The organism is Paenibacillus sp. FSL R5-0470 (genome assembly GCF_037975205.1).
Classification (GTDB): Bacteria; Bacillota; Bacilli; order Paenibacillales; family Paenibacillaceae; genus Paenibacillus_AQ.
Genome location: NZ_CP150238.1, coordinates 4,229,095 through 4,255,729 on the forward strand (window position 1 = coordinate 4,229,095; position 26,635 = coordinate 4,255,729).

At 43.0% G+C, this 26,635-nt stretch carries 32 protein-coding genes; all 32 read right to left on the reverse strand.

Going from position 1 to position 26,635, the window contains the following annotated elements; translation table 11 throughout:
- Nucleotides 1-10: 10 nt before the first annotated feature.
- Nucleotides 11-778 carry an isoprenyl transferase gene (locus MKY99_RS18610; protein WP_042189423.1) on the reverse strand — a complete coding sequence of 256 codons (768 nt, stop codon included), beginning with the start codon at nt 776-778 and terminating at the stop codon, nt 11-13.
- 78 nt (nt 779-856) lie between these two features.
- A complete protein-coding gene (gene frr, locus MKY99_RS18615) occupies nt 857-1,411 on the reverse strand; it encodes a ribosome recycling factor (protein WP_042189424.1) in 555 nt (184 codons plus the stop codon).
- Nucleotides 1,411-2,139, reverse strand: coding sequence for a UMP kinase (pyrH, locus tag MKY99_RS18620; protein ID WP_036688491.1), 729 nt, complete (start codon nt 2,137-2,139; stop codon nt 1,411-1,413). Before pyrH ends, frr begins: the two co-directional genes overlap by 1 nt.
- A gap of 105 nt (nt 2,140-2,244) precedes the next feature.
- The gene (tsf, locus tag MKY99_RS18625) at nt 2,245-2,895 is read right to left on the reverse strand and encodes a translation elongation factor Ts (RefSeq protein WP_042189425.1); all 651 of its coding nucleotides are present in this window, start codon (nt 2,893-2,895) and stop codon (nt 2,245-2,247) included.
- A gap of 132 nt (nt 2,896-3,027) precedes the next feature.
- Nucleotides 3,028-3,729: a 30S ribosomal protein S2 gene (gene rpsB / locus MKY99_RS18630; protein WP_036688493.1), complete on the reverse strand. Its 702-nt coding sequence runs from the start codon at nt 3,727-3,729 to the stop codon at nt 3,028-3,030.
- Nucleotides 3,730-3,890: 161 nt separating this feature from the next.
- Nucleotides 3,891-4,535 carry an endolytic transglycosylase MltG gene (locus MKY99_RS18635; RefSeq protein WP_339265625.1) on the reverse strand — a complete coding sequence of 215 codons (645 nt, stop codon included), beginning with the start codon at nt 4,533-4,535 and terminating at the stop codon, nt 3,891-3,893.
- The gene (locus MKY99_RS18640) at nt 4,532-5,110 is read right to left on the reverse strand and encodes a hypothetical protein (RefSeq protein WP_339265627.1); all 579 of its coding nucleotides are present in this window, start codon (nt 5,108-5,110) and stop codon (nt 4,532-4,534) included. Before MKY99_RS18640 ends, MKY99_RS18635 begins: the two co-directional genes overlap by 4 nt.
- A gap of 39 nt (nt 5,111-5,149) precedes the next feature.
- Entirely contained in the window at nt 5,150-5,464 is a 315-nt protein-coding gene (locus tag MKY99_RS18645; RefSeq protein ID WP_231573296.1) for a hypothetical protein, read from the reverse strand.
- Between the two features lie 146 nt (nt 5,465-5,610).
- Nucleotides 5,611-7,014 (reverse strand): FapA family protein, encoded by a 1,404-nt coding sequence (locus MKY99_RS18650; protein ID WP_339265629.1) that lies wholly within the window; start codon nt 7,012-7,014, stop codon nt 5,611-5,613.
- A gap of 28 nt (nt 7,015-7,042) precedes the next feature.
- Nucleotides 7,043-7,831: a FliA/WhiG family RNA polymerase sigma factor gene (locus MKY99_RS18655; RefSeq protein WP_042189430.1), complete on the reverse strand. Its 789-nt coding sequence runs from the start codon at nt 7,829-7,831 to the stop codon at nt 7,043-7,045.
- Nucleotides 7,832-8,019: 188 nt separating this feature from the next.
- Nucleotides 8,020-8,430: a hypothetical protein gene (locus tag MKY99_RS18660; protein WP_052404338.1), complete on the reverse strand. Its 411-nt coding sequence runs from the start codon at nt 8,428-8,430 to the stop codon at nt 8,020-8,022.
- A gap of 2 nt (nt 8,431-8,432) precedes the next feature.
- Nucleotides 8,433-8,930, reverse strand: a complete 498-nt coding sequence (locus tag MKY99_RS18665; protein WP_076285426.1) for a chemotaxis protein CheD — start codon at nt 8,928-8,930, stop codon at nt 8,433-8,435.
- Entirely contained in the window at nt 8,923-9,549 is a 627-nt protein-coding gene (locus MKY99_RS18670; protein ID WP_042189432.1) for a chemotaxis protein CheC, read from the reverse strand. The genes MKY99_RS18665 and MKY99_RS18670 overlap by 8 nt, the downstream gene beginning before the upstream one ends.
- Before the next feature lie 3 nt (nt 9,550-9,552).
- Complete coding sequence (locus tag MKY99_RS18675) at nt 9,553-10,014, reverse strand: chemotaxis protein CheW (RefSeq protein ID WP_339265632.1); 462 nt, start codon at nt 10,012-10,014, stop codon at nt 9,553-9,555.
- A 27-nt stretch (nt 10,015-10,041) separates the two neighbouring features.
- Nucleotides 10,042-12,114, reverse strand: coding sequence for a chemotaxis protein CheA (locus MKY99_RS18680; RefSeq protein ID WP_339265634.1), 2,073 nt, complete (start codon nt 12,112-12,114; stop codon nt 10,042-10,044).
- Nucleotides 12,115-12,148: 34 nt separating this feature from the next.
- Nucleotides 12,149-13,480 (reverse strand): chemotaxis response regulator protein-glutamate methylesterase, encoded by a 1,332-nt coding sequence (locus MKY99_RS18685; RefSeq protein ID WP_339265636.1) that lies wholly within the window; start codon nt 13,478-13,480, stop codon nt 12,149-12,151.
- A gap of 33 nt (nt 13,481-13,513) precedes the next feature.
- A complete protein-coding gene (locus MKY99_RS18690) occupies nt 13,514-14,395 on the reverse strand; it encodes a MinD/ParA family protein (protein ID WP_076285422.1) in 882 nt (293 codons plus the stop codon).
- Entirely contained in the window at nt 14,392-15,753 is a 1,362-nt protein-coding gene (gene flhF / locus MKY99_RS18695; RefSeq protein WP_339242120.1) for a flagellar biosynthesis protein FlhF, read from the reverse strand. Before flhF ends, MKY99_RS18690 begins: the two co-directional genes overlap by 4 nt.
- On the reverse strand, nt 15,750-17,783 hold the full coding sequence (gene flhA / locus MKY99_RS18700) for a flagellar biosynthesis protein FlhA (RefSeq protein ID WP_042189438.1): 2,034 nt from the start codon (nt 17,781-17,783) through the stop codon (nt 15,750-15,752). The genes flhF and flhA overlap by 4 nt, the downstream gene beginning before the upstream one ends.
- A 17-nt stretch (nt 17,784-17,800) precedes the next feature.
- Nucleotides 17,801-18,895 (reverse strand): flagellar biosynthesis protein FlhB, encoded by a 1,095-nt coding sequence (flhB, locus tag MKY99_RS18705; protein WP_042189439.1) that lies wholly within the window; start codon nt 18,893-18,895, stop codon nt 17,801-17,803.
- Nucleotides 18,896-18,917: 22 nt separating this feature from the next.
- Nucleotides 18,918-19,703 (reverse strand): flagellar biosynthetic protein FliR, encoded by a 786-nt coding sequence (gene fliR / locus MKY99_RS18710; RefSeq protein WP_042194135.1) that lies wholly within the window; start codon nt 19,701-19,703, stop codon nt 18,918-18,920.
- 9 nt (nt 19,704-19,712) lie between these two features.
- The gene (gene fliQ, locus MKY99_RS18715; RefSeq protein WP_042189440.1) at nt 19,713-19,982 is read right to left on the reverse strand and encodes a flagellar biosynthesis protein FliQ; all 270 of its coding nucleotides are present in this window, start codon (nt 19,980-19,982) and stop codon (nt 19,713-19,715) included.
- Nucleotides 19,983-20,003: 21 nt separating this feature from the next.
- Nucleotides 20,004-20,768, reverse strand: coding sequence for a flagellar type III secretion system pore protein FliP (gene fliP / locus MKY99_RS18720; RefSeq protein WP_042189441.1), 765 nt, complete (start codon nt 20,766-20,768; stop codon nt 20,004-20,006).
- Nucleotides 20,765-21,292 carry a flagellar biosynthetic protein FliO gene (locus MKY99_RS18725; RefSeq protein ID WP_042189442.1) on the reverse strand — a complete coding sequence of 176 codons (528 nt, stop codon included), beginning with the start codon at nt 21,290-21,292 and terminating at the stop codon, nt 20,765-20,767. The genes fliP and MKY99_RS18725 overlap by 4 nt, the downstream gene beginning before the upstream one ends.
- Before the next feature lie 9 nt (nt 21,293-21,301).
- Nucleotides 21,302-21,667: a response regulator gene (locus MKY99_RS18730; RefSeq protein WP_036688523.1), complete on the reverse strand. Its 366-nt coding sequence runs from the start codon at nt 21,665-21,667 to the stop codon at nt 21,302-21,304.
- A 26-nt stretch (nt 21,668-21,693) separates the two neighbouring features.
- Nucleotides 21,694-22,995 carry a flagellar motor switch phosphatase FliY gene (gene fliY, locus MKY99_RS18735; protein ID WP_042189443.1) on the reverse strand — a complete coding sequence of 434 codons (1,302 nt, stop codon included), beginning with the start codon at nt 22,993-22,995 and terminating at the stop codon, nt 21,694-21,696.
- The gene (gene fliM / locus MKY99_RS18740; RefSeq protein ID WP_042189444.1) at nt 22,985-23,983 is read right to left on the reverse strand and encodes a flagellar motor switch protein FliM; all 999 of its coding nucleotides are present in this window, start codon (nt 23,981-23,983) and stop codon (nt 22,985-22,987) included. Before fliM ends, fliY begins: the two co-directional genes overlap by 11 nt.
- Nucleotides 23,984-24,022: 39 nt before the next feature.
- On the reverse strand, nt 24,023-24,490 hold the full coding sequence (locus tag MKY99_RS18745) for a flagellar basal body-associated FliL family protein (protein WP_042189445.1): 468 nt from the start codon (nt 24,488-24,490) through the stop codon (nt 24,023-24,025).
- Complete coding sequence (locus MKY99_RS18750; protein WP_042128923.1) at nt 24,487-24,711, reverse strand: flagellar FlbD family protein; 225 nt, start codon at nt 24,709-24,711, stop codon at nt 24,487-24,489. Before MKY99_RS18750 ends, MKY99_RS18745 begins: the two co-directional genes overlap by 4 nt.
- Nucleotides 24,712-24,800: 89 nt before the next feature.
- Nucleotides 24,801-25,619 carry a flagellar basal body rod protein FlgG gene (gene flgG, locus MKY99_RS18755; RefSeq protein WP_339265642.1) on the reverse strand — a complete coding sequence of 273 codons (819 nt, stop codon included), beginning with the start codon at nt 25,617-25,619 and terminating at the stop codon, nt 24,801-24,803.
- A 103-nt stretch (nt 25,620-25,722) separates the two neighbouring features.
- Entirely contained in the window at nt 25,723-26,109 is a 387-nt protein-coding gene (locus MKY99_RS18760) for a TIGR02530 family flagellar biosynthesis protein (RefSeq protein ID WP_339265643.1), read from the reverse strand.
- A complete protein-coding gene (locus MKY99_RS18765) occupies nt 26,106-26,603 on the reverse strand; it encodes a flagellar hook capping FlgD N-terminal domain-containing protein (protein WP_076285418.1) in 498 nt (165 codons plus the stop codon). Before MKY99_RS18765 ends, MKY99_RS18760 begins: the two co-directional genes overlap by 4 nt.
- Nucleotides 26,604-26,635: the final 32 nt, after the last annotated feature.

Here is a 26,635-nt window from a genome sequence, read left to right on the forward strand (position 1 = left end):
TCCTATCAAGCTACTTCAGTCCACCATAACGGCGTGTACGGCGTTGATATTCAGCAACTGCCTGATGCAAATGCTCCTTATCAAATTCAGGCCAATACACATCAGTAAACCACAGCTCACTATAAGCAAGCTGCCATAGCATGAAATTGCTAAGTCGCATTTCTCCGCTTGTACGTATAAGCAAATCCGGATCTGGTAACCCACCAGATAACATTCGGCTATCGATTAGATCAGTCGTAATATCTTCTGGTGACAAAGCCCCTGATTGGATGTCCTTACCAATGCTGCGCATGCAGTCCTCAATTTCTTTACGTCCCCCATAATTAAGAGCAAAATTCAATATAAGTCCAGTATTGCCCTGTGTTCGGGAAACCGCTTCTTCCATAGCCTTGCGTGTGTATGAAGGTAGTGCATCAGTATCCCCCATCATACGTACTTGGACATTCTTCTCAATCAGTTCATCAAGCTCAATGGCTAGAAACTCCACTGGCAAGCGCATCAGATAATCGACTTCTTCCTTTGGTCGTTTCCAATTTTCTGTCGAGAACGCATACATCGTCAAAAACTCAACACCCAGTTCGTCTGCAGCGATTGTAGCACGTTTAACAGCCTTCATGCCATTCTGATGACCCACAACGCGCGGCAACCCGCGACGCTTAGCCCAACGCCCATTGCCGTCCATAATAACAGCCACGTGCCGGGGAATGTTATCCGGTGAAATCTCGACTGGCTGTTGCCTGTCTTTACGGCTCAGCCACGCTTGAACCCGTTTGATCATTTCCGTTTCCTCCAAGCTCTTATCAGAAAGAGACAAACCCCACCATTAACGGAGGGGCCTTAAGTCTCTAGAATATCTTTATACTTCCATAATCTCTTTTTCTTTGGATACAAGCACTTTGTCGACCTCGGCTATGAACTTATCCGTTGTCTTTTGAATGTCTTCCTGATGGCCACGGGACTCATCTTCCGAGATACCGTTTTTCTCCATCTTCTTAATATCATCGTTGGCATCACGGCGAATGTTGCGGATCGCTACTTTCGCTTCTTCACCAAATTTCTTCGTCAATTTCACCAAATCCGTCCGACGTTCTTCAGTCAGCGGAGGGATAGAAAGACGAATGATTGTGCCGTCATTAGCAGGCGTCAAACCGATATCCGATTTCATAATCGCCCGTTCAATGTCAGACATCGATGTTTTGTCCCACGGCTGGATTAACAGTGTCCGGGAATCCGGAGTACTGATGTTCGCCAGCTGATTGATTGGAGTTGGGGAACCATAATATTCAACTTGAATGCGATCTAGCAGTGATGTCGTTGCACGTCCTGCACGCAATGTTGCCAAGTCACGTTTCAGCGATGAAATCGCTTTTTCCATACGCTCTTCGGCATTTTTTTTGACCGATTGTGGCATTAATCTACACTCCCTTTAACAATCGTTCCGATCTTCTCACCGAGAACGACACGTTTGATATTGCCTTGTTCAGTAATGGCAAATACAATGAGCGGTATATTATTATCCATGCATAGAGATGAAGCTGTTGAATCCATAACACCAAGGTTTTTGTTCAGAACATCCATGTAAGTGAGCTGTTCAAATTTCTCGGCTGTGCTGTCTTTAAACGGATCTGCTGAATATACACCATCAACCTTGTTCTTCGCCATCAGAATAACTTCTGCTTCGATTTCTGCTGCTCTAAGTGCTGCAGTAGTATCTGTAGAGAAGAAAGGGTTTCCTGTGCCTGCTGCAAAAATAACAACACGGCCCTTCTCCAAGTGGCGAATCGCACGACGACGAATGTACGGTTCAGCAATTTGCTGCATCGAGATCGAAGTCTGCACTCTTGTTGGCACATCGATTTGTTCTAATGCATCCTGCAGAGCAAGTGAATTCATTACTGTTGCCAGCATGCCCATATAATCTGCAGTAGCGCGATCTATGCCACTTGCACTACCAGCGATCCCGCGCCAAATGTTACCTCCACCACAAACAATCGCAACCTGAACGCCAAGCTCTACAACTTCCTTGATCTGTTCAGCGATGGAAATAATCATGTCGGCATCAATACCATATCCGTTTTGTCCTGCCAAAGACTCTCCACTTACCTTAAGGACTACTCTCTTAAATACCGGCTGTTCCAAATGTATACCCTCACTTTCTGCAAAAGACGGAACACTACGTGTACGTGTTCCGCTCTTCTGATGCTTGCCTTTATTCAATTCTTCACATTTATGATGAAGCTGATATTAATTATTTACTTGTGCCATAACTTCTTCAACAAAGTTATCCACTTTCTTTTCCAAACCTTCGCCTAGTTCAAAACGAGCAAAACGACGGATCGAGATGTTTTCTCCGATTGTGCTGATTTTTTCGTTCAGCAATTGGGAGATCGTTTTGTCTGGGTCTTTAACGAAGGTTTGCTCAAGCAAGCAATATTCTTCGTAATATTTACCAATACGTCCTTCAACCATTTTTTCAATGATTTTCTCAGGCTTACCTTCATTCAAAGCTTGAGCTTTCAGGATTTCTTTTTCTTTTTCTACATCTTCTTGTGGAACTTCTTCACGACGAACATAACGTGGGTTTGCTGCAGCGATTTGCATAGCGATATCGCGAGCAAAATCCTTGAAGGAATCTGTTTTACCTACAAAGTCAGTTTCGCAGTTGATTTCTACAAGTACACCAATACGGCCGCCAGCGTGGATGTAAGATTCTACAACGCCTTCAGTAGCAATACGTCCTGCTTTGTTTGCTGCTGCGGACAAACCTTTTTCACGAAGCAATTCAGCCGCTTTTGTGATATCGTTATTAGCTTCTTCAAGCGCTTTTTTACAATCAAGCATACCAGCGCCTGTTCTTTCACGAAGTTCTTTTACTGCTTTTGCATCAACTGCCATTGTTTATTCCCTCCAGGTAATTGTCGTTTTCTTACATTATTCAAGGCTTTTATCCTAAAAAAAGGGCAGTGAGAGGTTATCCACCTGCCAACCACCCTTTTCATTTAAGTTCTTGTATGTGTTAGTCGCTACTTAAGCAGTAGTTGTGTCTTCGCCTTGGTGAGCTTCAACAACAGCGTCTGCCATTTTACCAGTCAACAATTTCACGGCGCGGATAGCGTCGTCGTTACCTGGAATTACGTAGTCGATTTCGTCTGGATCACAGTTAGTATCAACGATAGCCACGATTGGAATACCCAATTTGCGAGCTTCTGCAACTGCAATACGCTCTTTACGCGGGTCAATGATGAACAACGCGCTTGGTAGACCTTTCATGTTCTTGATACCGCCCAAGAATTTTTCAAGACGATCTTTCTCTTTGCGAAGAAGGATAACTTCTTTCTTAGGTAGAACTTCGAAAGTGCCGTCTTCTTCCCAAGATTCCAATTTCTTCAAACGATCAATACGTTTTTGGATAGTTTGGAAGTTAGTAAGAGTTCCGCCCAACCAACGTTGGTTAATGAAGAACATACCGGAACGTTCTGCTTCTTCTTTTACGGAATCTTGTGCTTGTTTCTTTGTTCCTACGAATAGGATTGTGCCGTTGTCACCAGCGACGCTTTTTACAAAGTTGTAAGCTTCTTCTACCTTCTTGACTGTTTTTTGCAAGTCAATAATGTAAATTCCGTTTCTTTCAGTGAAGATATAACGATCCATCTTTGGGTTCCAACGACGAGTCTGGTGACCGAAGTGTACCCCAGCTTCTAGAAGCTGTTTCATGGAGATTACTGCCATCTTCACACACCTCCTAAGTTTGGTTTATTGTGTGTCTCCTCCGCCGTGCGTCATCTTTCAGCAAGACTTTCTTCAGAAGAAAGCACCCCTTGTCGAAATCAACCGGCGTGTGTTTTAACACCGTCAATTACTATACCATATTTTATTAGTGTATGCAACGATCATTGAAAACTTATTAATTTTTCTAGTATAGAATCTAGACTCTCGTCTTTATTAAAGGTATAAGAACCCGATTGAATCTTCGTATTGATCTGGCGTTGATTCGCCGCTTTAAGAAAACTAGCCTTGTCCTTAATGACTTCAGCCTTCTCCAAAATATCTGCTGTTTTTGTCAGTGTGCTACCTGAAGGTATACGAACAACAACCCCTGCATTCGTAGTGGCTTTAGGCTTATCAGGTGCAACAGCAGATGGTGCAGTAGTGACCTCTGGCTTCTCAATAGTGCCTTCTTTAGGCGTTGAGGGCTCTTTAGGAGGGACAACCTTATTAGGGTTATCAGATACTGTAGGAGATACTACAGGAGCGGGAGAAGCCGCTACTGTAGGCTTAGAAGGTTCCACGTTCTCCGTACTTCCCTCATTAACGCCGTCTGTCTTCTGACCTTGAACAGCGTCTTCCAAAGCAGACTCATCAGAAGGAGGTTCAGTAGATTCGTCGATAACCTTCAAGTTCAATTTCTCAGCACCTTGTATTACCTGTTCCTTGGTGAGTGGAGCCGCTCCACCGGATATCATTAACTGAAGTAATAGTGCGCCTGCAATTAGCCCTGTGCCAAGACCGAACAAAAAAGAACGGTTCTTCATCATACCGATTCCTCCTGTTTGGCGAGTTGCAGAATCAGTTGCACTTCTCCCCGCTGAAGTCCAGCCGTCTTGGCAATGGAGTCTATCGATTTCCCCTGCTCATGTAGTTCAAATAATCTTGGATACCGCAATTTAATAGAACTAATGGGTTTCGCTTTCACTTCTGGTTGTATTGAACTCAATTCAGCTCCGGCAGACGGGTCTCCGATCGCCGCAACCTTAGCATACGAACCCTTCTCAACCGAAACTTCCAACTCACTTAACCGCTTTTCTTCGTTAGTTACTCGGCCCTCTAGTAATAAAGAGCTTTGTTGTAATTCTGTCAATTGATGCTGCAAATCACTAATCTGCCCTTGCATTGCTACATGATTAGTTTGTGATTGCTGTTTAATACTGCTGACCAACTGTGCTAGCTCTTCATTCTCGCGCTCTATGTCAGCCATATATAGCTCAAGCGCTGCCTCCGTTTCTTTGAGGCTTTGCTGCTCTGCTTTTCCTTCCTTCATACGCGCCGGAAGTAAAAGGGCATAAAGAATAGCGGCGACACCTACTAGCACAATATACACCCATGGTTGCAAGTGCCTTATCTCCTTTAACATATCAAATATAATTACTTATTAAAGACTCAGATCAATGCGCTGTCCTTTGTAAGGATGTTCCGCATCACGAGTACCTGACTTCGAACGTTTCTCCGAGGAAGGATTCCCTCCGGAATGATGATTGCCTTTATCTCCGCCATCGCGTAAAGCAGATTCAGAAGATTCATCCACTTCAGCGCTTCGCATGGTCATTTCCTGACTTTGTTTCACATTTTGTCCGGCCAGTTGATGCTGATCAATAGCGGGGCGCTGCTGAGATTCATTCTGAACCTTACCCGCTTCCGTAGTCCGAGGTAGTGCAATTTGCAGTTCCACTGGTTTTAGGCTCATCATAACCCTCTTCTCATAAGAAGAAACGATGTTGTCGTCTTTATGAAGACGATAACTGTTTCTCGTAAAAATATAAGGATAATGTATAACGTGAAACTTATACTTTCTTATATTTCAAGAATGGCCGGCCGCTATTGCTGCCCACCCGATTAATTGTATGGCGTTAAGGATATATCACCTTCACTATAAACAAACACAACTCGTTCTGTGGGGTCCTTTACAAATCGTGTATATCTACCGATCATAATTTTGGATCCGCCATAGATCGTTTTGATCACTTCAACTCTAGCTCTGCCTGTATCTTCTAGCATTCTTTCAATCTCTAGTACACGTTCTTTAATTCTTTTTTCCTCACGTTGTTGAGACTGTTTGGTAGCATTCAATTTAACGCGAAGTGCCACTTTATCTGCAGGGAGTTGACCATTAGTTGCCAATTGATTTAATAGATACAACGCTTTAGACGTCTTGTCCTCATTTTCAAGTAATTGACGCAGTGATTGACGTAGCTCGTTAATCTCATTTCTGAGCTCAGGTACTACTCCTACCTCAATAGAAGTCGCTGTGGACATGGTATTACCTATGGTACGTGCTACGACTCTTTCCCCAGACTGTACAGTTCCGCCAACTATCAATCCCTTAGCTCCGTTACAAAGAACGTCTCTGCCCGCACGTATATTGGAATGCATAATGCTCTGGGATACAATGACATCTTCACCAGCTGTTACATTACCATCTTGAATGAAAGAGACCTTAACATTTTTCCCAGCAGTTACATGTCCTTTATTATAGCCGATAATTCCACCTGTAATTTCGATGGATCCCCCAGAGATTAATTCCGCTCCTTCAACTCCACCAACCACACGAATATCACCGGCGGACTTTACAGAAAATCCTGAAAGTACGTTTCCTCGAATAACAACGGTACCTACAAAATCAATGTTCCCAGTACTGTAGTCCACATCACCATTCACTTCATAGACAGGAAATACATTGATTTTACCGCTATCGGTTAAAGTAACAAGACCGTCAATTGCGGCATACATCGAGGTTCCATTGTTATCAACGAGTACGTTCTTGCCCACTTTAAAATGAGCTTCCCTTCCAGCTCTGAAAGCAAGCTCATCACCAGTTACAGTTTTACCATGCTTACCAGGCTGAGCAGGGATAATTCTAGCTATCAGCTTTCCTTTGAGGACGTTACGAAGCCTAACTAAATCTTTATAATCCACCTTACCATCCGCTTTTTCAAGCGGCTTGCGATCCTCTTCCAGATCAACAGTAAGCATAATACTTCCGTCGATTCCATTTACTGCAGGTTCACCTGTAGCAATAGCGACTTTACTCCAAAAAAACTCCTCCGGATGACTACAAATACGTCCAACAATATCACGCTGGACCCCGTAGCGAATATTGTGACTGTGCAGGAAGCTTTCCAATTCTGTAGGAGAGCAGGAAAAATTCTCATCCTTTTTGGAGAACTGCAAATACGCGATCCCTTTGTCATCCGAAAAAGTAATACTTAAGTACTGATCCAAAGCATTTTGACCGATCAATTTTGCTCCCCCTTGTCACCACTAACGGTTAATCGTTCTGCATAAGTAGATCGCGATTCTTCTCAAGCGTTCCCCTCAGCCGCAAAATAGCCTTGGAATGAAGCTGCGAAATCCGTGAAGGAGATAGTGACATTACCTCTGCGATTTCGCTCAATGATAAATCTTCATAATATAAAAGGGACACAACGGTCCGTTCTTTCACCGTTAATTTCTCAATACCTTTGGTGAGGGCTTCGCGTAAGTAGAACTCATTTACCTTGCTATCCGGATTCTTAGCTTTATCGTCCACCAGTATGGACATTCGGGTCTCTGATTCCTCTTCACGAATCGGGTCTTCCAGTGAACATAGTGACATTACAGCCACATCCTGCAACATATTTTGAAATTCAGTTACACTAATATTCAGGTATAGACTCATTTCCTCATCACTAACGGATCTCAAATACTTCTGTTCCAACTGCTGATAAGCGTCCTCGATTTTTTTAGCTTTTTCTCGCACAGATCTAGGGACCCAATCACTTTGGCGTAAGGAATCTAAAATCGCACCACGTACGCGCCAGGAAGCATAGGTCTGAAACTGCAATCCCCGTTTGTAGTCGAATTTTTCAATCGCATCAATTAATCCCATTACTCCATTGCTGGCTAAATCATCTTTAGATACATTTTTGGGCAATCCCACAGCCAAACGGCTGGATACATAATCAACAATATGGAGATAACTCTCTATCAGCTTCTTTTTGGCTTCAGGGTCACTGTGTTCTTTCCACTGTTCCCATAGCTCGTCAGTTTCCAATTGAGAAGCTTTACGCTCGTTCAATAGCTTTCACCCTTCCCAAAGTTTAGTCAGAGAGCTTGTCGCGGCGAAACCTGCCTAGTCACAAGCATAAACGCCTTCGGCATCCTTATGAGGACGGTAGCGTTTAAGCGAGAAATATAAGGATAATGTATAAAGTGAAACTTATACTTTCTTATATTTAAGATAACCGATTCCGCCACAGCGCTCGCTTATTCTTCTTTCAGGTGACGAACGGCCTTGGCCAATTCTTCAGGATCTTTCATAGAGACTAGTTTTGGGGGTGTGAGCGGCTTGAACCCCTCACTGTTCCCACTCCCTTGTCCTGGCTTCGGTTTGAGTAGATTAATTAACTCTTCATCCTCATTAGGGGTACTGATGTCTAGCTTTGCACCAAGTTCTTCTCCCTCAACATCCTGTTCATCCGGAGGTGATGATTGATACACGATAAAACCCAATACCCATCTTAGGAGGAAAGCAAGCAGAAACCAGATGATAAATCCTAATAGGCTTCGTAATAAACTAGTACCGAGAACATTATTACTGTAGGTTACAAAAAAAGTGAATACAAAACCTATCAAACCAAACAGCAAGTTTATAAAAATGTTTCCTATCATCTTCATATTTATATTTCCTTAGCGCCTTTTTGCACACTGCGGATGAACAATACACCAGTGTTGCAGGCAATTTCTATCGTACGGCCATAATTACCGCCCGTGTCTTCCGCAATTAACGGAATTTTCAAATGCTCAAGAGCAAGTTTACAAGATTCAACATTACGAGGCCCGATCCTCATGGTGTCGCTCCCCCCGGCAAAGGCAAACATTTGTGATCCTCCTGCCATCTTGGCTACGATCCGACTCCGAACCGCACCAAGCTCCAGCAAACGGGATAAGAGCTCCGGCACTGCAGTATCTGCAAACTTAGCGATGTTTAATTGCCCTTCCCTAGCAATCTCAGAAGTAGGGAGCATCACATGCGCCATTCCCGCGAGTTTTTTTCCAGGGTCAAACAATGTCAATCCCACGCAGGAGCCAAGACCCGTTGTACGAATCAAACTATCCTGGCTTCCAATGTTAAGATCTGCCATCCCTACTTTAATGATGCTTTGTTCTTCAATCATTTTCAAACGGAACTCCTAGCGATTTGAAGATTTTCGGGAATGATTCCGGATCGGGAATAAGGAAAAATTGCCCTTCAATTTCGTTTTTCCCCTCAAAAAAGGTAGTATCGATCAACAATGCATCGTCACCCATTTGCCCAAATTGCAGCAAACCGTAGCTTAGGATGGCTCCAGCCATATCCATAGCAAGTGCAGGAACTGTTGGATACATAGAAAGTGAGGTAAAGTCAGCAAGAGAAGATAGGTACGATCCTGCTAATATATTTCCAATTTCACTCAGCGCGGAAAGTTCCATTTCTCCAAGTTCTTGGTCACTCAAAATCTCGATGCCTGCAATGCGACTGAGTAAGTTCAAAGCGGCTTCCGGGGAAAGTATGAAAAACAGGTTGCCCGGAGCTTCTCCCTCCACACGTAAGAAAACTGCATATACTAGTTCTTCAGCTCCACCAACTTTGTCCGTAATCTCTTCAAAGTTGAGAAGCTGTACCTTGGGAACAGCCATATCAATCGGCTTATTCAAGAGCTGTGATAATGCGGTGGCTGCATTCCCAGCTCCAATATTCCCGACTTCCTTAAGCACATCCATTTTAAAATCCTTATAGTGCTTAAATAATTCCACAGGTTAGCCCTCTAGGCTTTCTAATTGAACGATTTCGCTTTTGTTAAGCACTTCTGACAGATTAAGCATAATCAGCAAGCGCTCTTCACCTATCTTGGCCACCCCATCTAAATACTTCGCTTTGATGCCGCCAACAACATCTGGAGGTGTATCGATAGAATCCCTGTTCAAATCTATTACATCATTTGCTGAATCTACAATGAAACCTACTTCCATTTCATTAACAGATACGATAATTACACGTGACTGATCTGTTTGCTCCGCCTCTTCGATTCCAAAGCGGCCTCGAAGGTCAATCACAGGGATAACAACACCACGTAAATTAATTACACCCTTGATAAACGAATACGTTTTAGGCACACGAGTTATTGGCATCATGCGCTCAATGGTTTGCACCTTCTCAACTTCGATACCGTATTCCTCTGAACCTAATTTGAACACTATCACTTTAATATCTTCAGCCATGGAACGAACCTCCCTGTTCTATCCTAGTTATTTAATAAAAGCGTTCGGATCAATAATAAGTGCAACTTGGCCATCTCCAAGTATCGTTGCGCCAGATATCCCTTGAATTTCAGGTAAATATTTACCCAGATTCTTGATAACGATCTCGTTCTGACCAATAAAATCCTGTACAGCTAAGGCTACAAGACGTTCTCCCTTACGTACAACTACGATCTCTGTCTCTTCTTCAGTACTCTCATCATAATCAGGTACCGAAAATAGACGACTTAGAGAAACTAGTGGAATATGAGAATTCCTGAACTCTATCATTTTGTTGCCATGAATCGTACGGATTTGAGTGTTCTGCACGATTCCAGTTTCCACAATAGAGGATAATGGAATGGCATACTTCTCAGAACCCAATCGAATAAGCATGGCTGCAATAATAGATAGAGTAAGTGGCAACTGAACTGAAAAATTCGTACCTTTGCCTGGTGAAGAATAGATCGTTACATTACCACCCAGGGAAGAAATCTTAGATTTTACTACATCCAGTCCTACGCCACGACCTGAGACATCAGAAATAACTTCTGCCGTGCTGAAACCTGGTGCAAATAGTAATTGATAAGCTTCATCATCCGTCATATTCTTCGCTTGCTCTTGCGTGATCACGCCTTTTTTTACAGCAGATTTCAAAACCTTCTCAGGATAAATGCCTGTTCCATCTTCCTCAATTTCAATGAAGACATGATTTCCGCTGTGGAAAGCACGTAGATGAACTGTCCCAGTCTCTGGTTTACCAGCAGCAATACGGTCAGCAATGGATTCAATTCCGTGATCAACCGCATTACGCAATAAATGTACAAGTGGATCACCAATTTCATCAATTACCGTCCGGTCAAGCTCTGTTTCGGCACCCGTTACAATTAGATCTACTTTCTTGTCCAGCGACTTAGCTAGATCACGAAGCATACGTGGGAACCGGTTAAATACGGTATCTACTGGGACCATACGAAGCTTCATCACAATATTCTGGAGATCTCCGCTTACTCTGCCCATATGCTCGACAGTTTCCGTAAGATCACCATTCTGAACCTCAGAAGCCAGCTGCTCTAAACGAACTCTGTCAATCAGAAGTTCACTAAATAGATTCATGAGCACATCTAAGCGTTCGATATCTACACGAATCGTACGTGAAGGCGCCCCTCCTGTTTTAGTTGCTCCCGGCTTATTAGCTTCATCTTTGGTAGGCAATGGTTTAGATGCTACTGAAGCAGCTGGAGCTGTTTCCTCTACAGTGGCTGTTGCGGCAACCTCTGACACGGCAGCTGCCGTTTCTTGACCAAGCATTTTCAAGGATTCTTGATCTAGTGCTACTGCTGTTACTTTATCAATCTCAGACAAATTCATAATCATTGCCTGAATCTGATCAGCGTTTTTTTGGGTTATGTAATAGAGTGAGAAGCTTTGGTCAAATTTCTCTTGTTCTATATCTTGAACGGATGGGAAGGATTTAACTACTTCCCCCGAACGTTCGAGCAGATCAAACACCATGTATGCACGTACAGCCTTAAGTTGACAATCCTTACGGATCGTTACGTCCACATACAATGCATGATGCCCTTCCTGAATCGATTGTTCTAGAACAGAAAATTGGAACTCATCTAAATGAATCGGAGTTTCAGCTACTTGTGAAGCAGGCATATTAGCAGCAGATGCTGTACCGCCTTCAACAGGAATCTCACCCCGTACGATAGCCTGTAGGGATGAGACAATGGCTGATACATCTGCTTTACCTTCGCCACCGCTAGTAATATCCTCAACCATAGATTCTAAGGCATCCAAACTTTTGAATAACGTATCAAAAATGAAATCCTGCATGCGCAGCTTGTTATTACGTACAAGATCTAACACATTCTCCATTTGGTGTGTAAGTGAAGCCAAATCTTCAAAACCCATAGTCGCTGCCATACCTTTTAAAGTGTGCGCAGAGCGGAATATTACCTGGACGATACTAAGATCCTCAGGATTCGCTTCCAGTCCCATCATGCTCTCGTTCAATGACTGCAGATGATCATTCGACTCATCAATAAACATGGATAAATATTGGTTCATGTCCATAGTAGAGCACCTCCCCTTCGAGTTCGCTTTTCCGTTATTTAACGGCTTGCACTAGCCTTGGAGCAATTTCTTGCAAAGGCAGTACATATTTGACGCACTGCAATTCCACCGCAGATCGCGGCATCCCGTAAACGACACAGGTCTCTTCACTTTCAGCAAATGTTGAGGTAACCCCTGAGTCATAGAGAGATTTCATCATCCTAGCACCATCACTACCCATCCCTGTCATCAGCAACACGTGCCGATCTAGAGATGTGAGTGGAAGCAATGATTCGAATAAAACATCCACTGAAGGTCGGTGGCCATTTCGCGCCTCCTCCTTCGTGAGTACAACTGCATATTGCCCTTTAGATGTGGGTGTAACTTGTAAATGATAGCCTCCAGGTGCAATGTAGGCTGCTCCTTTTCGTAATATCATCCCCTGCTCTGCTTCTAACACTTCTAGCGGACTGAATGTATTCAGACGCTGGGCTAGTGATTTCGTAAAGTTAGGCGGCATATGCTGCACAATGACAATAGGAGCTGGAAAATCCGCTGGAATTTTCTCCAGGAGTACCTTCAGTGCACGAGGTCCGCCTGTAGAACAACCGACAGCAACTAATTTGTGCAAATTCTTGCTACCAACCATTCGATCTGGAGAAAGTCCCGGGGTCTCAGTAGATACCTCCACTAAAGACTCTATCACCGGTTTGGGCGGAATTGGTTTATTCTCTACTTTAGTCTTTGGTTTAGACTTTTCGATTAACGGTGTTTTAGCAGAGATGATTGGTTTGGTTGCTTTTTTAGGGATAGTACTATCTACTGGCTGTTTCCCCCGAGGTTTTCTCATTTCTTCATCTTTGAGAGAAGATTTAAGTGCTGCCTTGGATTTGTCCGGTAACAATCTCGGTGCAGTCGGCAGTAATGGCTCTAAAGGCGTGATGTCAGGCATCCTAAAAGCAGATGCTCGCGCTTCACGTTGCTCTCGAGCCAACATAGCTTCTTTCATTTGCTCTCTTAGGGATTCCCCTACGCCCATTATATCCTGGGAATTTGATATTGAAGGTTTACGAATGAAATCAAAAGCGCCCCATTCCAGTGCAAGAATGGTTTCCTTCATGCCCTCTTCATTGATGCCTGACAGCATAATCACTGGCAGCGGATCTGACGCCATTATTATTTTCAGCGCTTCCAGGCCGTTCATCTCCGGCATTTCCACATCCATAGTAACTAGATCCGGCCGAAGTTTGTTTATTTTCTCGATAGCCTCGCGACCATTTGTGGCTGTTGCCGTCACCTGAAAGTCAGCGTCATTTTCAATTAAATCGGAAATGATCTTGCGCATAAATGCAGAATCATCAACAACCAAAACTTTATATGGCTTCATATCATTTCCACCTCTGTTCCAGATTCAGAACAATTATTTACTTCGCTTTAACCATTTATGGATAAAGCCTTTAATACCTTGAACTTTTGTTTCTTTTTTACCATCTATGGTCAAATAACTTAGGGCTAGCCGATGTATATCTTTTGCAGCAACACTGTTTGGAAAAGCCAATGAAAATGGCGTCTGCCTTTTGACAGCCTGCACTACATGGGCATCTGAGCTTATATGACCAAGATAGGAAACATCTAATTGCAAAAAACGACTGGCCGCCATACGGATCTTATCACTTGTCACTGATGCTTCTCTCTCATCACCCGCTTGATTCACAATCAGTTTAAAAGAAATCTCCGGATACGTCCGATTCACAACCTTCATTAATGCGTAAGCGTCTGTTATAGCAGTTGGCTCTGGTGTTGTAACTACTAGGCAATCGTCCGCAGAGGTTATAAACTTCATCGTTTCCTTAGATAATCCAGCACCTGTATCGAACAAAATATAATCCATGCTGTCCGCAATAAGGGCTATCTGGGCTGTGAAATAATTAAGGTCCGATTCCGAAAGAGAAAATAACTCATCCATGCCCGATCCACCAGCTATAAAAGGAAGCCCGTTCGGTCCTAACTGAATAATCTGCTCAATATCCGCTTCTCTTTTTAACAGATGATATAGGTTATACTTCGCCGACACGCCCATTAACACGTCTATGTTAGCCATGCCAATATCTGCATCGAACAGCAATACTCTCTTTCCCATTGCTTTTAAAGTTAAAGCGAAATTAAGTGTAAAATTCGATTTCCCTACGCCACCTTTACCACTACAAACAGTAATGATACGGGCGGATGTTTCCCCTTTTTCAGCTAGTTTAGGCTCCTGACTGGATACAAGCTGTCTCAAGGATTGTGCCTGATCCATCATGATTCACCTGTTCCAAGAAGCATCTCACTAAGTTGTTCTTTGGAAGCCATCAATAAATCATCAGGTACATTTTGACCATTGGTCATATAAGATAATGTGAGAGGGAAATCATTCAGGACGTTAAAGAGTGGTCCATAACTTCCCGTCTCATCTAGCTTGGTAAAAATAACTTTATCCAGCTTGTACCTGCCGAAATGCTCTGCAATCAATTTCATATCACGGCTTTTCGAAGTTAAGCTGAGTACAAGATAGGTCTCACTTCTTAATTCCTTCGCTAGCAAGCTTTGCAGTTCTGCTACAAGCATATCATTACGATAATTCCGTCCAGCTGTATCCATAATTACAAGATCACAACTCTCCAATCGAAAGAGTGCTCTTTGTAAATCTCCGGGAGATTGTACAACCTCTAGTGGAACATTCAGGATAGCTGCGTATGTACGCAACTGCTCCACAGCTGAAATTCGATACGTATCAGAGGTGATAAAACCAACCTTGCGTCCGTTTTTGAATAGCTGTTCAGCCGCAAGCTTGGCTATGGTAGTAGTTTTTCCTACTCCTGTGGGCCCTGCAATATATACGATTTGGGTATCAGGTGCAATTCCATCAGCGATTCGCCCTGACAGGAATCCATCGAGCTGTTCTTTTAAGGACTCCTGAAATTTCTCAGGTCCCCAAGTACGCCCTTCATCCGCCCAACGTTCGGAGATATTACTGATCCACTCCTCAACAAGTACAGTATCCATCTCCTGCTCAATCAAAAGATCTCTAAGCTGCTGGAGACTATCCGGTAATTCTCTTGCCCCTGAAGACTGCCTCGCGATTCGTTCCATCCAAAGCTTCATATCTCTAATTTCACGAAGAACATCATTCTCCAGCGCCGAGGCAACCTCTGGCGTTTGATCTAACCCTAAAGATTCATATAAGGCTGATACAGAGGTAGTTTCATCTGGATTGGATTCAAGAGATTTCTGATCAGGCTCTGGATGTTTGGTTATCGATTCTTTTACATCAATAGCTTCCGACAAGGCAGCGGCGATTTCCGCAAAGGACCGAGGCTCTTCCGGCTTTTCCAACGTTACAGTAGAAGCAGATGATGAAGATGAAGCTTTTTGGTAAGCTTGCGGGACAGCGCTGCGCGGAATGTTCATCGCAGGCTTCACAGGCTTTTCAGGAGCACTCTCCTTTTGAGCTTTTTCAACAGCCGCTACTACCTCTATTTTTTTCTTTTTAAACAATCCTAAAAATCCGCCAATCTTAATTTCTTTAGTACTTAAAATTACAGCCTCGCTTCCAAGCTCACTACGAATGGAATGCATGGCGTCAGGCATCGTATCGACCACATAACGCTTCACTCTCATAAATTCACCACTCCGACGCTTTGTATTTCAATGTTAGGCTCTAGTTCGCTATAAGACAGTACAGGAATATCCTGCATTGTCCGTTCAATCACCTGCCGCAAATACATACGAATGGTTGGTGATGTGAGTACAATGGGCTGTTGTCCTGACTGCAGCAGTCGATTGATCTGTTCGCTTAACCGCTGATAGATCGTTTGAGTCGATGCTGGATCCAATGCCAAATAACTGCCCTGTTCAGATTGCTGCACACTCTCAGAAATTTTCTTCTCTAGGTTAGGTCCTACCGTAATAACTTTCAGAGTCTCTCCAACTTGCGAGAATTGCTGAGTAATCTGTCTGGACAAGGATTGACGAACATATTCGGTAAGAATATCAGGATCCTTGGTGTACGTCCCGTAATCCGCCAACGTCTCAAAAATAGTAACCAAATCCCTGATCGATATTTTCTCGCGCAGCAGCTTGGCAAGTACCTTTTGCACATCCCCAATCGCTAATACCGAAGGAATAAGATCATCAACAAGCACTGGATAATTGTCTCTTAGGTTATCCACCAACATCTTAGTTTCTTGTCGTCCTAACAACTCATGTCCATAACGCTTAATCAGCTCCGTCAAATGAGTTGCAACAACGGATGGTGGATCTACCACGGTATAACCTGACAATTCAGCCCGCTCTTTAACCGATTCGTCAATCCACAACGCTGGAAGTCCAAAAGATGGTTCAATGGTCTCAATACCGTTTATAGATTCATCATCATAGCCTGGACTCATGGCTAAGTAGTGATTAAGTAATAATTCACCGCCGCCGACAGTATTTCCTTTAATTTTTATGACATATTCATTCGGTTTTAGTTGAATATTGTCGCGAATGCGAATAACAGGCACTACAAGACCCATTTCAAGTGCACATTGCCGTCGAATCATGATGATACGATCTAGTAAATCTCCACCCTGACCTGTATCTGCCAAAGGTATAAGACCGTAGCCGAACTCGAATTCAATAGGATCTACAGAGAGTAAATTAATTACACTTTCCGGACTTCGTACCTCTTCAATCTGTTTCTCTTCAACAAGCTGCTCTTCAGCAATCTGTTTTCGATTTAAATTTTGTCCCATACTATAGGCTGCAAAAGCCAGCAAACCAGCTAGCGGGAGCGTAGTAATCATATGTATAGGTGTAAAGAGACCTAGAAAAGCAACAGTAACTGCAACAATATATAATAACTTTGGATAGGAGAGTAACTGACCTGTTAATTCTTCTGCCAGATTACCTTCCGATGAAGCTCTAGTAACGATAAGACCTGCTGCAGTCGAAATGAGCAAAGCAGGAATCTGGCTGACTAGACCATCCCCGATCGTCAATACAGAATAAGTAGATAACGCAGTGGAGAAATCCATTCCATGCACAACCATACCGATAATAAATCCACCAATAAGATTGATTAACAGGATAATGATACTCGCAATCGCGTCTCCTTTAACGAATTTACTCGCACCATCCATGGCTCCGAAAAAATCCGCTTCCCGTTCAACATTGCGGCGACGCTCACGTGCCTGTGTTTCATTAATCATGCCTGCGTTAAGATCGGCATCAATACTCATCTGCTTGCCGGGCATCGCATCCAGGGTAAATCTCGCCCCTACCTCAGCTACACGTTCTGAACCTTTAGTAATAACAATAAACTGGACCACTACCAAAATCAGAAACACGATAAATCCAACGGCAATTTGTCCACCGGCGATCCAGCTTCCGAAAGTAGATACCACAGAACCGGCATCTGCGTAAGTCAGGATTAATTTCGTTGTCGAAATGTTTAGTGACAGACGAAACAATGTCGTAACAAGCAATAATGAAGGAAAAATTGAAAATTCGAGCGCATTCTTCGTGTTCATAGCAACTAATATGATAATTAATGCTATTGAAATATTAATAACTAGCAAAACGTCCAAAAGCCAGGACGGGATAGGCAGAATCATCATAAGCACAATACCGATGATGCCTAGCAAAACTGTTAAATCTTTAGCTTTCAATGTCCTAACCCCCCGCCTTATTTCCTCTTACCTTTAAGTTTATATACATATGCCAGCACTTCAGCTACAGCCTGAAACAGATCATTTGGAACGACATCTCCAATTTCTGCTCTTTGGAATAATGCCCGTGCCAGCGGTTTGTTTTCCATAGTCACGACGCCATGTTCTTTAGCCAGCTCCCGTATACGAAGTGCTACATAATCCTGCCCTTTTGCAATAATCTGTGGCGCCTCCATTTTGGAACCATCATATTTTAGCGCAACAGCAAAGTGAGTTGGATTTGTAATAATTACATCCGCGTTAGGAACTTCCTGCATCATACGCTGCATGGCCATTCTGCGTTGGCGTTCCCTGATTTTACCTTTAATTAGAGGGTCACCCTCCATTTTTTTGTATTCATCCTTGATATCCTGCTTAGACATTTTCAGGCTTTTTTCGTGCTCGTACTTCTGATACATAAAATCTAGAAAAGCCATAATTAGCAGGGCAACCCCTATTTTCAAACCAAGACTCATCGTCAGCTTGGCCGCAAACTTAAAAATACCCTCCGCACTGATATGCGACAGGGATGCAAAGTTCTTCTTTTCTCCCCATAATGTGCTATATACCAGATAAGAAATAATTAGAAGCTTAAATATTGATTTCAGGAATTCTACAAACGAACGCATTGAGAAAATATTTTTGAATCCTTTTATCGGATTAATCTTACTGAATTTAGGAGTAATCCCCTCTCCTGTAGCCATAAAGCCCACCTGCGCCAAGTTGGAAACAAGTGCCATAACAAACGTAATTCCAAGTAATGGAGCTAGCAAAATCAAGATTTGCAAACCATACTGATTAAATAGCAGTGTTATATTCTCAGGCGTAACGTCCAGCATCATCCGATTCTGAAATACGTCCGTGTATAGCTTCATAAAACGCTCTTTCATAAAACCACCAAACATCATCAAGCTAACTACCGCAGCTAGCAATACAACCGCACCAGACAGCTCAGCACTTTTGGCTACTTGGCCTTTTTTACGAGCATCCTGCCGTTTCTTCGGGGTTGCTTTTTCCGTCTTTTCACCGGCGAAGAGTTGAAGATCTAGTCTATAACGCTTCGTCTTAGGCATAATACTCTCCCCTTACGGTCACCTACGGCTTCTTCCCCATGAGACCCAGTAAATTCTCCATGGATTCGAACATGATTTCGAAGAGATTCTGAAACAACACAGCCAGACCTGGCATCAGCACTAAAAGAAGTGCAATACCTATGATGATTTTTAGAGGAACCCCTATAACGAATACATTATATTGCGGAGCCGTTCTCGCTAAAAAAGCAAGACCAACATCGGTCAGAAACAGTGCAGTTACTAATGGAGCCGACATTTGAAAAGCTAATACAAACGACTGCGCAAATGTTCGGACCAGAAACTCTGACAAACTACCATCAACCATGCGTAGAAATAAATCATTATTCATAGGAATCCATTTATAGCTGTACACAATGGCATCTAGTAAATGGTGATGTCCATTCATACTCAAAAACATTAGCAGGGCTATCATATATTTGAAATTACCGAGAATAGGTGCTGACGTTCCTGTCATAGGATCAATGACGTTGGCAATACCGAAGCCAATCTGAATATCAATGAAAGAACCTGCTGTCTGAATCGCCATAAACATCAAATATCCAATGAAACCTAGCAATAAACCTATTAATACTTCTCTCATAATCAGCAAAATATAACTAAAATCCTGCGGAATCGTAATCCCTGTTCCATTAGCACTAAAGACTACCAATGCTACAAAAAAAGATATGCCAATCTTAAAAGTTGTCGGTACCCCTTGAGAAGAAAATACAGGAACGACAACAAAAAAGGCTGTAATTCGACAAAAAATAAGCAAAAAGACGGGTAAACTTTGCAATAAGGTATCCATGTTCATTGGTTAACCAATATACATATAGAGACTGCCTAAAATTTGGCTAGTAAAGTCAATTAGCTTCGTGATGATCCACGGTCCAAATAGCAATAAAGCCAGCAGTACTGCGACGATTTTTGGAACAAACGCTAGCGTCTGTTCCTGAATCTGTGTCGTAGCTTGAAAGATACTGATTATTAGCCCTACCACCAGACCAAGAATCAGCATGGGAGCGCTGACTTCCAGCACTAAATATACGGCTTGGCTTGCTAGACCGATAATAAACTCCGTACTCAATCCTCATGCCTCCTCTTAAGGTCAGGTGTTAAAACTAAGAAGTAGTGATTTAATGACTAAGTACCAGCCGTCTACCAGCACAAAGAGCATAATTTTAAAAGGTAATGAAATCATGACCGGGGGAAGCATCATCATCCCCATGGCCATGAGCGTACTCGCCACAACAATATCAATAATCAAAAATGGAATGAAAATTAAGAAGCCCATTGTAAAAGCTTTTTTCAATTCTCCAATTGCGAAAGCTGGCACCATCACCGTCAGTGGAATATCACTGTATGTAGCCGGTTTAGCTGATCCCGTATAACCGGTATATTTCATAAATAACAAAAGGTCTTTGGAATTGGTCTGTTTAAACATAAATTCTTTCATCGGATCAGCAGCTTTATCAAAAGCCTCAGTCTGGGTAATCGTCCCCTTCATATACGGCTGTAATGCCGTTTCATTCACTTGCGCCAAAGTTGGCGACATAATGAACAGGGTCAGAAACAGAGCAAGCCCTACCAGCACCTGATTCGGAGGCATGGCCTGAGTACCAAGTGAGGTTCTAACAAAACCGAGCACGATTACAATTCTAGTAAAACTGGTCATAAGAACTAGAAACGCCGGAGCAATACTCAGAACCGTAACGAGAAGAAGAATTGATATGGAACTGGTACCACCGCTTGAACCATCTTCATTACCGACCTGAATATTAACATTAGGTATAGGATCAGCATGTATCGGCCGCATCATAACTATACTAATGAACCCGAACAGCAGAATAGCAAGAATTAGCTTCTTTTTCATAAATTCCTCGACTCATCCTTAGTAACATCATCCCGTAACAGCTCTTCCATTTTCTCTTTTCGCTCTGGTGCAGAACGAAGCTTGGATTGCAGTGTCTCGTAAAAAGATGATGTTTCACTAAGCTCGATTTCTTCTGATGGAACCTCCCCACGCAGCTTAACCTTAACCTTGGCAATAAGCGGTGCGAGAAAATTATTCTGGTTGGAGGACTGATCCTCAAATGCTGCAATGATCAAAGCCACCTCATCCGGATCAGTGACTTTATCCAAGATGGATATGTTCTCACCAATCCCGATTAAGTAAAGGCTGCTTCCCAGTTCAATAACCTGCATCGACTTGTTAGGTCCCAGCCCTACAGCACCAAGCGTTCGAATGGAGCGCCCGCTCATAAAGGTCTGATTACGACGTCCAAGAAAACGGATCAGCAGCACAATAAGTACAATGATTACCGCAAGGACAATAATAACGTTAAGCAAATTCAGCAGGGTGTTATTGCTCCCGAGCGGTTCTGAATTGAGAGGCATGTCTTTTTCCTACACACCCAACGTTTTGTTGATAGCTTCGATAACTCGGTCAGCTTGGAAAGGCTTCACAATAAAGTCTTTTGCTCCCGCTTGAATAGCATCGATAACCATAGCCTGCTGGCCCATGGCTGAACACATGATGACCTTAGCAGCCGGATCTACCTTCTTGATTTCTTTCAGGGCGGCGATTCCGTCCATCTCAGGCATAGTTATATCCATCGTGATAAGGTCTGGACGCAGTTCTTTAAATTTCTCTATAGCTTGAGAACCGTCCTGAGCTTCGCCCACTACTTCAAATCCGTTTTTCGACAAAATGTCACGGATCATCATTCTCATAAATGCTGCATCGTCCACGATTAGAATTCGGTTAGCCATTTTTACAAAATCCTCCCTAAGTATGCTTATTGTAATTTCTGAATTCGGTCCCACTGGCTGACGATATCCGTAACGCGTACGCCGAAGTTTTCGTCGATAACTACGACTTCACCTTTGGCAATAAGCTTGTTGTTAACCAAAATATCTACAGGCTCACCGGCGAGCTTGTCCAGCTCAATGATCGAGCCTTGAGACATTTCTAAAATATCTTTAATCTGCTTCTGGGTCCTTCCTAATTCTACGGTTACTCTAAGCGGTATGTCCATCAATAAATTTAAATTGTTTTCATCAATATGACCAAAAGCTCCACCGTTAAGGTTAGCAAACTGTACAGGCTGTACATTTACATTGCGATTCGCTTCAGGACTAAGCGGTGGTGTCTGCCCATAAGGCATGCCTTGAGGCGGCATTCCGTAGGGTGGCATCCCTGGCATGCCATACGCCGGCATTCCTGCTGGAGGGTAATAATATCCGCCTTCTGGCATTCCTGGATAACCAGGCATCCCCTGCGGAGGGTACGGCGGAGGTGTTTCTCCTACGGGCTGTGAAGGCGCCTGTTGCACTGGAGGAGCTACAGGAGGCGTCTCTTGAGCCGGCTTAGCAGGAGTCTCTGTCGACGTAACTGCAGCCTCCTGCGCTGCAGGGCTTACATCACCCAGAAGCATCGTTACCATATCCTTAGCAAACTGGACAGGCAAGAGCTGCATAATAGTAGAGTCTATTAAATCTCCTATCTTAAGTCGGAACGAAATTCGAATTAAGGTTTCGTCATTGGGTAAGCTACCGACACCTTCACCGCTGGACATGTTCAGAATGTCGATACCCGGAGGTGAAATATTAACAAACCGATTGAAGATAGTGGACATTGATGTGGCAGAAGAACCCATCATTTGGTTCATTGCTTCCTGCACAGCACTAATGTGAATTTCATTCAATTCTTCATCTTTAGGTTCGCCTTCTCCACCAAGCATTAAATCTGCGATGACCTGTGCATCCCTAATCTTAATAACAAGAGAGTTAATACCCTGAAATCCATCTACATATTCCACGTGTACAGCTACATGTGGTTTAGGAAAAGCCACTTCAAATTCCCCGCGTGTAATGATGGAAACTTGAGGGGTTGTAATATCAACCTTTTTCCCTAGTAATGTGGAAAGAGCTGTCGCTGCACTACCAAACGTTATATTACCGATTTCACCCAAAGCATCCTGTTCAAACGGTGTTAAATAGTCATTTACCGTTTTCTCTGAAGGAGCCAATGAGCCTTCCGCAGATTGTCTCAGAAGGGCGTCGATTTCTTCTTGGGATAAATAATCTTTACTCGTCAAATTCTTCAACTCCTTCACTGACAATCTCGTCTATTTGCACGGCTACCCTGTCTTTCACCATTCCAGGACTTCCGATGAACTTAAGCTTCTCCCCTACCTTAATCGAGAGTCCAGAATCTACATTCCTGTTTAGTGAGATCACGTCACCGACGCTAAGCCCAAGAAACTCAGATATAGATAAGCTCGATTCTCCAAGTTCAGCGACAATCGGCAGTTTCGCCTTATGAACTCTAGCTTTAATAGCTTCAAGTTCATCTGCATCCCGGGTCTTCTTCTCTGTTACAAACCATTGGTGAACAGATAGTCTAGACATTATTGGTTCCAGAACGACGTGCGGTATGCACAGATTGATCATACCTGTTGTATCTCCAATTTTGGTGCTTAACGAGATCAATGCAATGGTCTCATTGGGCGATACAATTTGCATGAACTGTGGGTTCGTTTCGAGCGCTTCCATGCGCGGATGGATATCCAGCACAGTCTTCCAAGCCTCCTGCAAACTCTCAAAACATCTGCTGAAGATACGCTCCATAATCGTTGTTTCGATTTCAGTTAAAGCATTAATCTTAGATGGCGCAGTCCCAAAACCGCCCAGCAATCTGTCCAGCATAGCGAAAGCGATGTTTGGATGAACTTCCATTACCATTCGACCTTCTAAAGGTTCGGCTTCAAAAATGTTCAGTATTGTCATTTTCGGAATGGAACGAATGAATTCATCATAAGGGAGCTGCTCTACTTGAACGACATTAATCTGCACAAAGGTGCGTAATTGGGCTGAAAAGTACGTTGTAAGATAGCGTGCGAAATTGTCATGAATCCTTGTAAGACTACGAATATGATCTTTAGAAAATCGAACAGCCCGTTTAAAGTCATAAGATCGGATCTTCTTCTGAGTTTCTTCCTTTTTAAGTTCATCGGCATCCATCTCACCTGAAGAAAGTGCAGCAAGTAGAGCATCTATTTCGTTTTGTGATAGTACATCAACCAATTCAATCACCCCCCTATCAAAGAATTATCATGCCTGAAGCTACATAGAAGCCAAAAGGTATTTGGTGACTTCGATCTGAGTGATTTTGCCTTCGGTCAATGTCTTATTGATCAGATTAACAAGCTTGCTGCTAAGCTGGTCTTTGCCATTTGCTCCATTAAGCTCCTCAGGTTTGGTATCTGCAAGCGTTTTGATAATAATCGGTTTGATTTTGATCTCTTTTATTTTTTCGAATGCCTCTTTTGATTTCGCAGAATTCAGTTGGAAGGCGAAATCTATTTGAACGATATAATCGGGATCAGCAAGATTTGTTTTGATATCTTTGATCTCTGCCGTTAATTCGACGATTTCATCTGCAGTTAAATACTTGGTTTCCACACTTTGAACCGCAGCATTTACATCATTCGAATCTTTCGGAAAGATCTTGTCCATTAATAAAAATGCGGCGATCACGATAAGTGTAATCGCAAGTAAAATCGTAAGTAACCATGGCAGCATCTTCTTCATGTTAGCTCCTCCATTGACTGGACTTTAATGGTGGCAGCATATGTGCCTATGTCCCTGTTATAATCCCGGATCTTCGTAATAACTTCATCAGCTTTTTCAAGCACGATCAGTCTTTTTCCGGTTACTAGCGTAATATATGTATCCGGGCTTTCTTCTACCATTTCTACCAGTAGGGCATTGATCCACATCGGTGTTCCATTTAATCTCGTTACCGATATCATAACAGGCCTCCTAACAAAAATAGGGGGAGGGGTACCTCCCCCACGACTCCGCGTTAATCTTTAAAAAAGATATTAAATTATTGATAAAATTAACGCTTCAGGTTAACTACTTCCTGCAGCACTTCATCAGAAGTCGTAATGATACGGGAGTTCGCCTGGAATCCACGTTGCGATACGATCATTTCTGTAAATTCATTCGTAAGATCCACATTGGACATTTCGAGTTGACCAGAAATGATAGCGCCTGTTCCAGTTTCAGTATCATTTGCTACTGTAGGAACAAGCTCACCTTCTGCATTCGCATTAAGTGACATACGGTATAGATTGCCACCAATCTTCTCTAATCCAGATGGATTCGTAACCTTAGCTACACCGATCTTCACACCTGCTTCAGTCGTTCCATCCGACATGGTCTGAACAATCGTTCCATCATTGGAAATGGAGAATGCTGTTACATCATCACCCAGTTGAATGGGTCCACCATCGGAATCTAGCACATGAAGTCCGTCAGAAGTTACAAGATTACGTGCAGCATCTACATGAAAATCTCCTGCACGAGTCAAGAAAGGTGTTTCTTGATCTTCTGATAGCTTTACTAGGAAAAAACCATCTCCGTCAATGCGTAAATCTGTCGGGTTGTTAGTAGTTTGAGCACTACCGGACAAATGGAGTGTATCGATAGAAGCGATACTTACGCCCAGTCCGATTTGTTTAGCATTCATACCACCTGCACCATCATCACTAGGAGCAGTTACACCAGAAACAGTTTGACTCATAATGTCCTTGAACATAACCCGTCCTGATTTAAAACCAATTGTATTGACATTGGCAATGTTATTACCGATTACATCAAGCTTAGTCTGAAAGCCTCTCATCCCCGAAACCCCTGAATACATAGATCTTAACATTTGTGTTGTCCTCCCAGATTATAGAGTCCTAATAACTTACTAAGTGAATGGGACCGCGTCAGTCGGTCAGCGGCCGCCTCGGCTTTCCGTTAGGACCAGCCGGTTATGAAATCACAATTGCACTATCAATTTGCGTAAATACGTTATCTTTAATCGAATTTCCATCCATAGCGGTTACAACCGTACGATTCGGGACACTTACGATAAATGCCAAGTCCTTCATTAATATCAAGGATTCTTTACTGCCTTTGGCAGCAGCTTTATCCACAGCAGAAGATATCTGATCCAGTTGTCTGCTTCCAAGTTCAATTCCTCTTTGTTCAAGACGCTTAGCAGCATGATTGCTGAATTTTAGAAGCTTCTGTTGCAGTACGCTCTCAAAGGTGGTTTCTCCAGTCACAGTCTGCTTCGGTATCGAAGATCGCTGTAACGTTGAGGAATGTAGGGACGACGCAGGATACAGTTGGCCTATGGTCAGCCTGTCACTCATATTGTCGCCTCGCTTCCTCCGTTATTCTCCGGAGTATTACTATCTGTACCAGAACCATTCTCTGTTGTTGCGGGATTCTGAATTTGTGTAATATCGGTTAAAGCAATTCTGTCTTTCCCCACAACCGCATATTGAATCCCCTTGCTGACAACGATTGATTCAACGTTCCCTGTCTTAGGTAGATTTGTGGCGGTATCCGTCCATGTGATATCTTTACCAATCAAGCCGGATACTGATCCAAGAGATTGATTCATTGATGTAAGCTGTGTAGAGATATTCATCAGCTGCTCAACAGATGTAAACTGTGCCATTTGAGCAATAAATTCTTTATCTTGCATCGGCTGCATCGGATCTTGATTCTGCAACTGGGTGATCAAAATCTTCAAAAACTGATCCTTACCCAAGACAGAATTTCCTGTTGTTTTAGTAGATTCGGGAGTTGTATAATTCCACTGGTCTTTGGTAGAAACAGGAGGAGTTGTTGTTGTCGTCATAACCGTTCACCTCTCTTTCACTTGTGATAAGT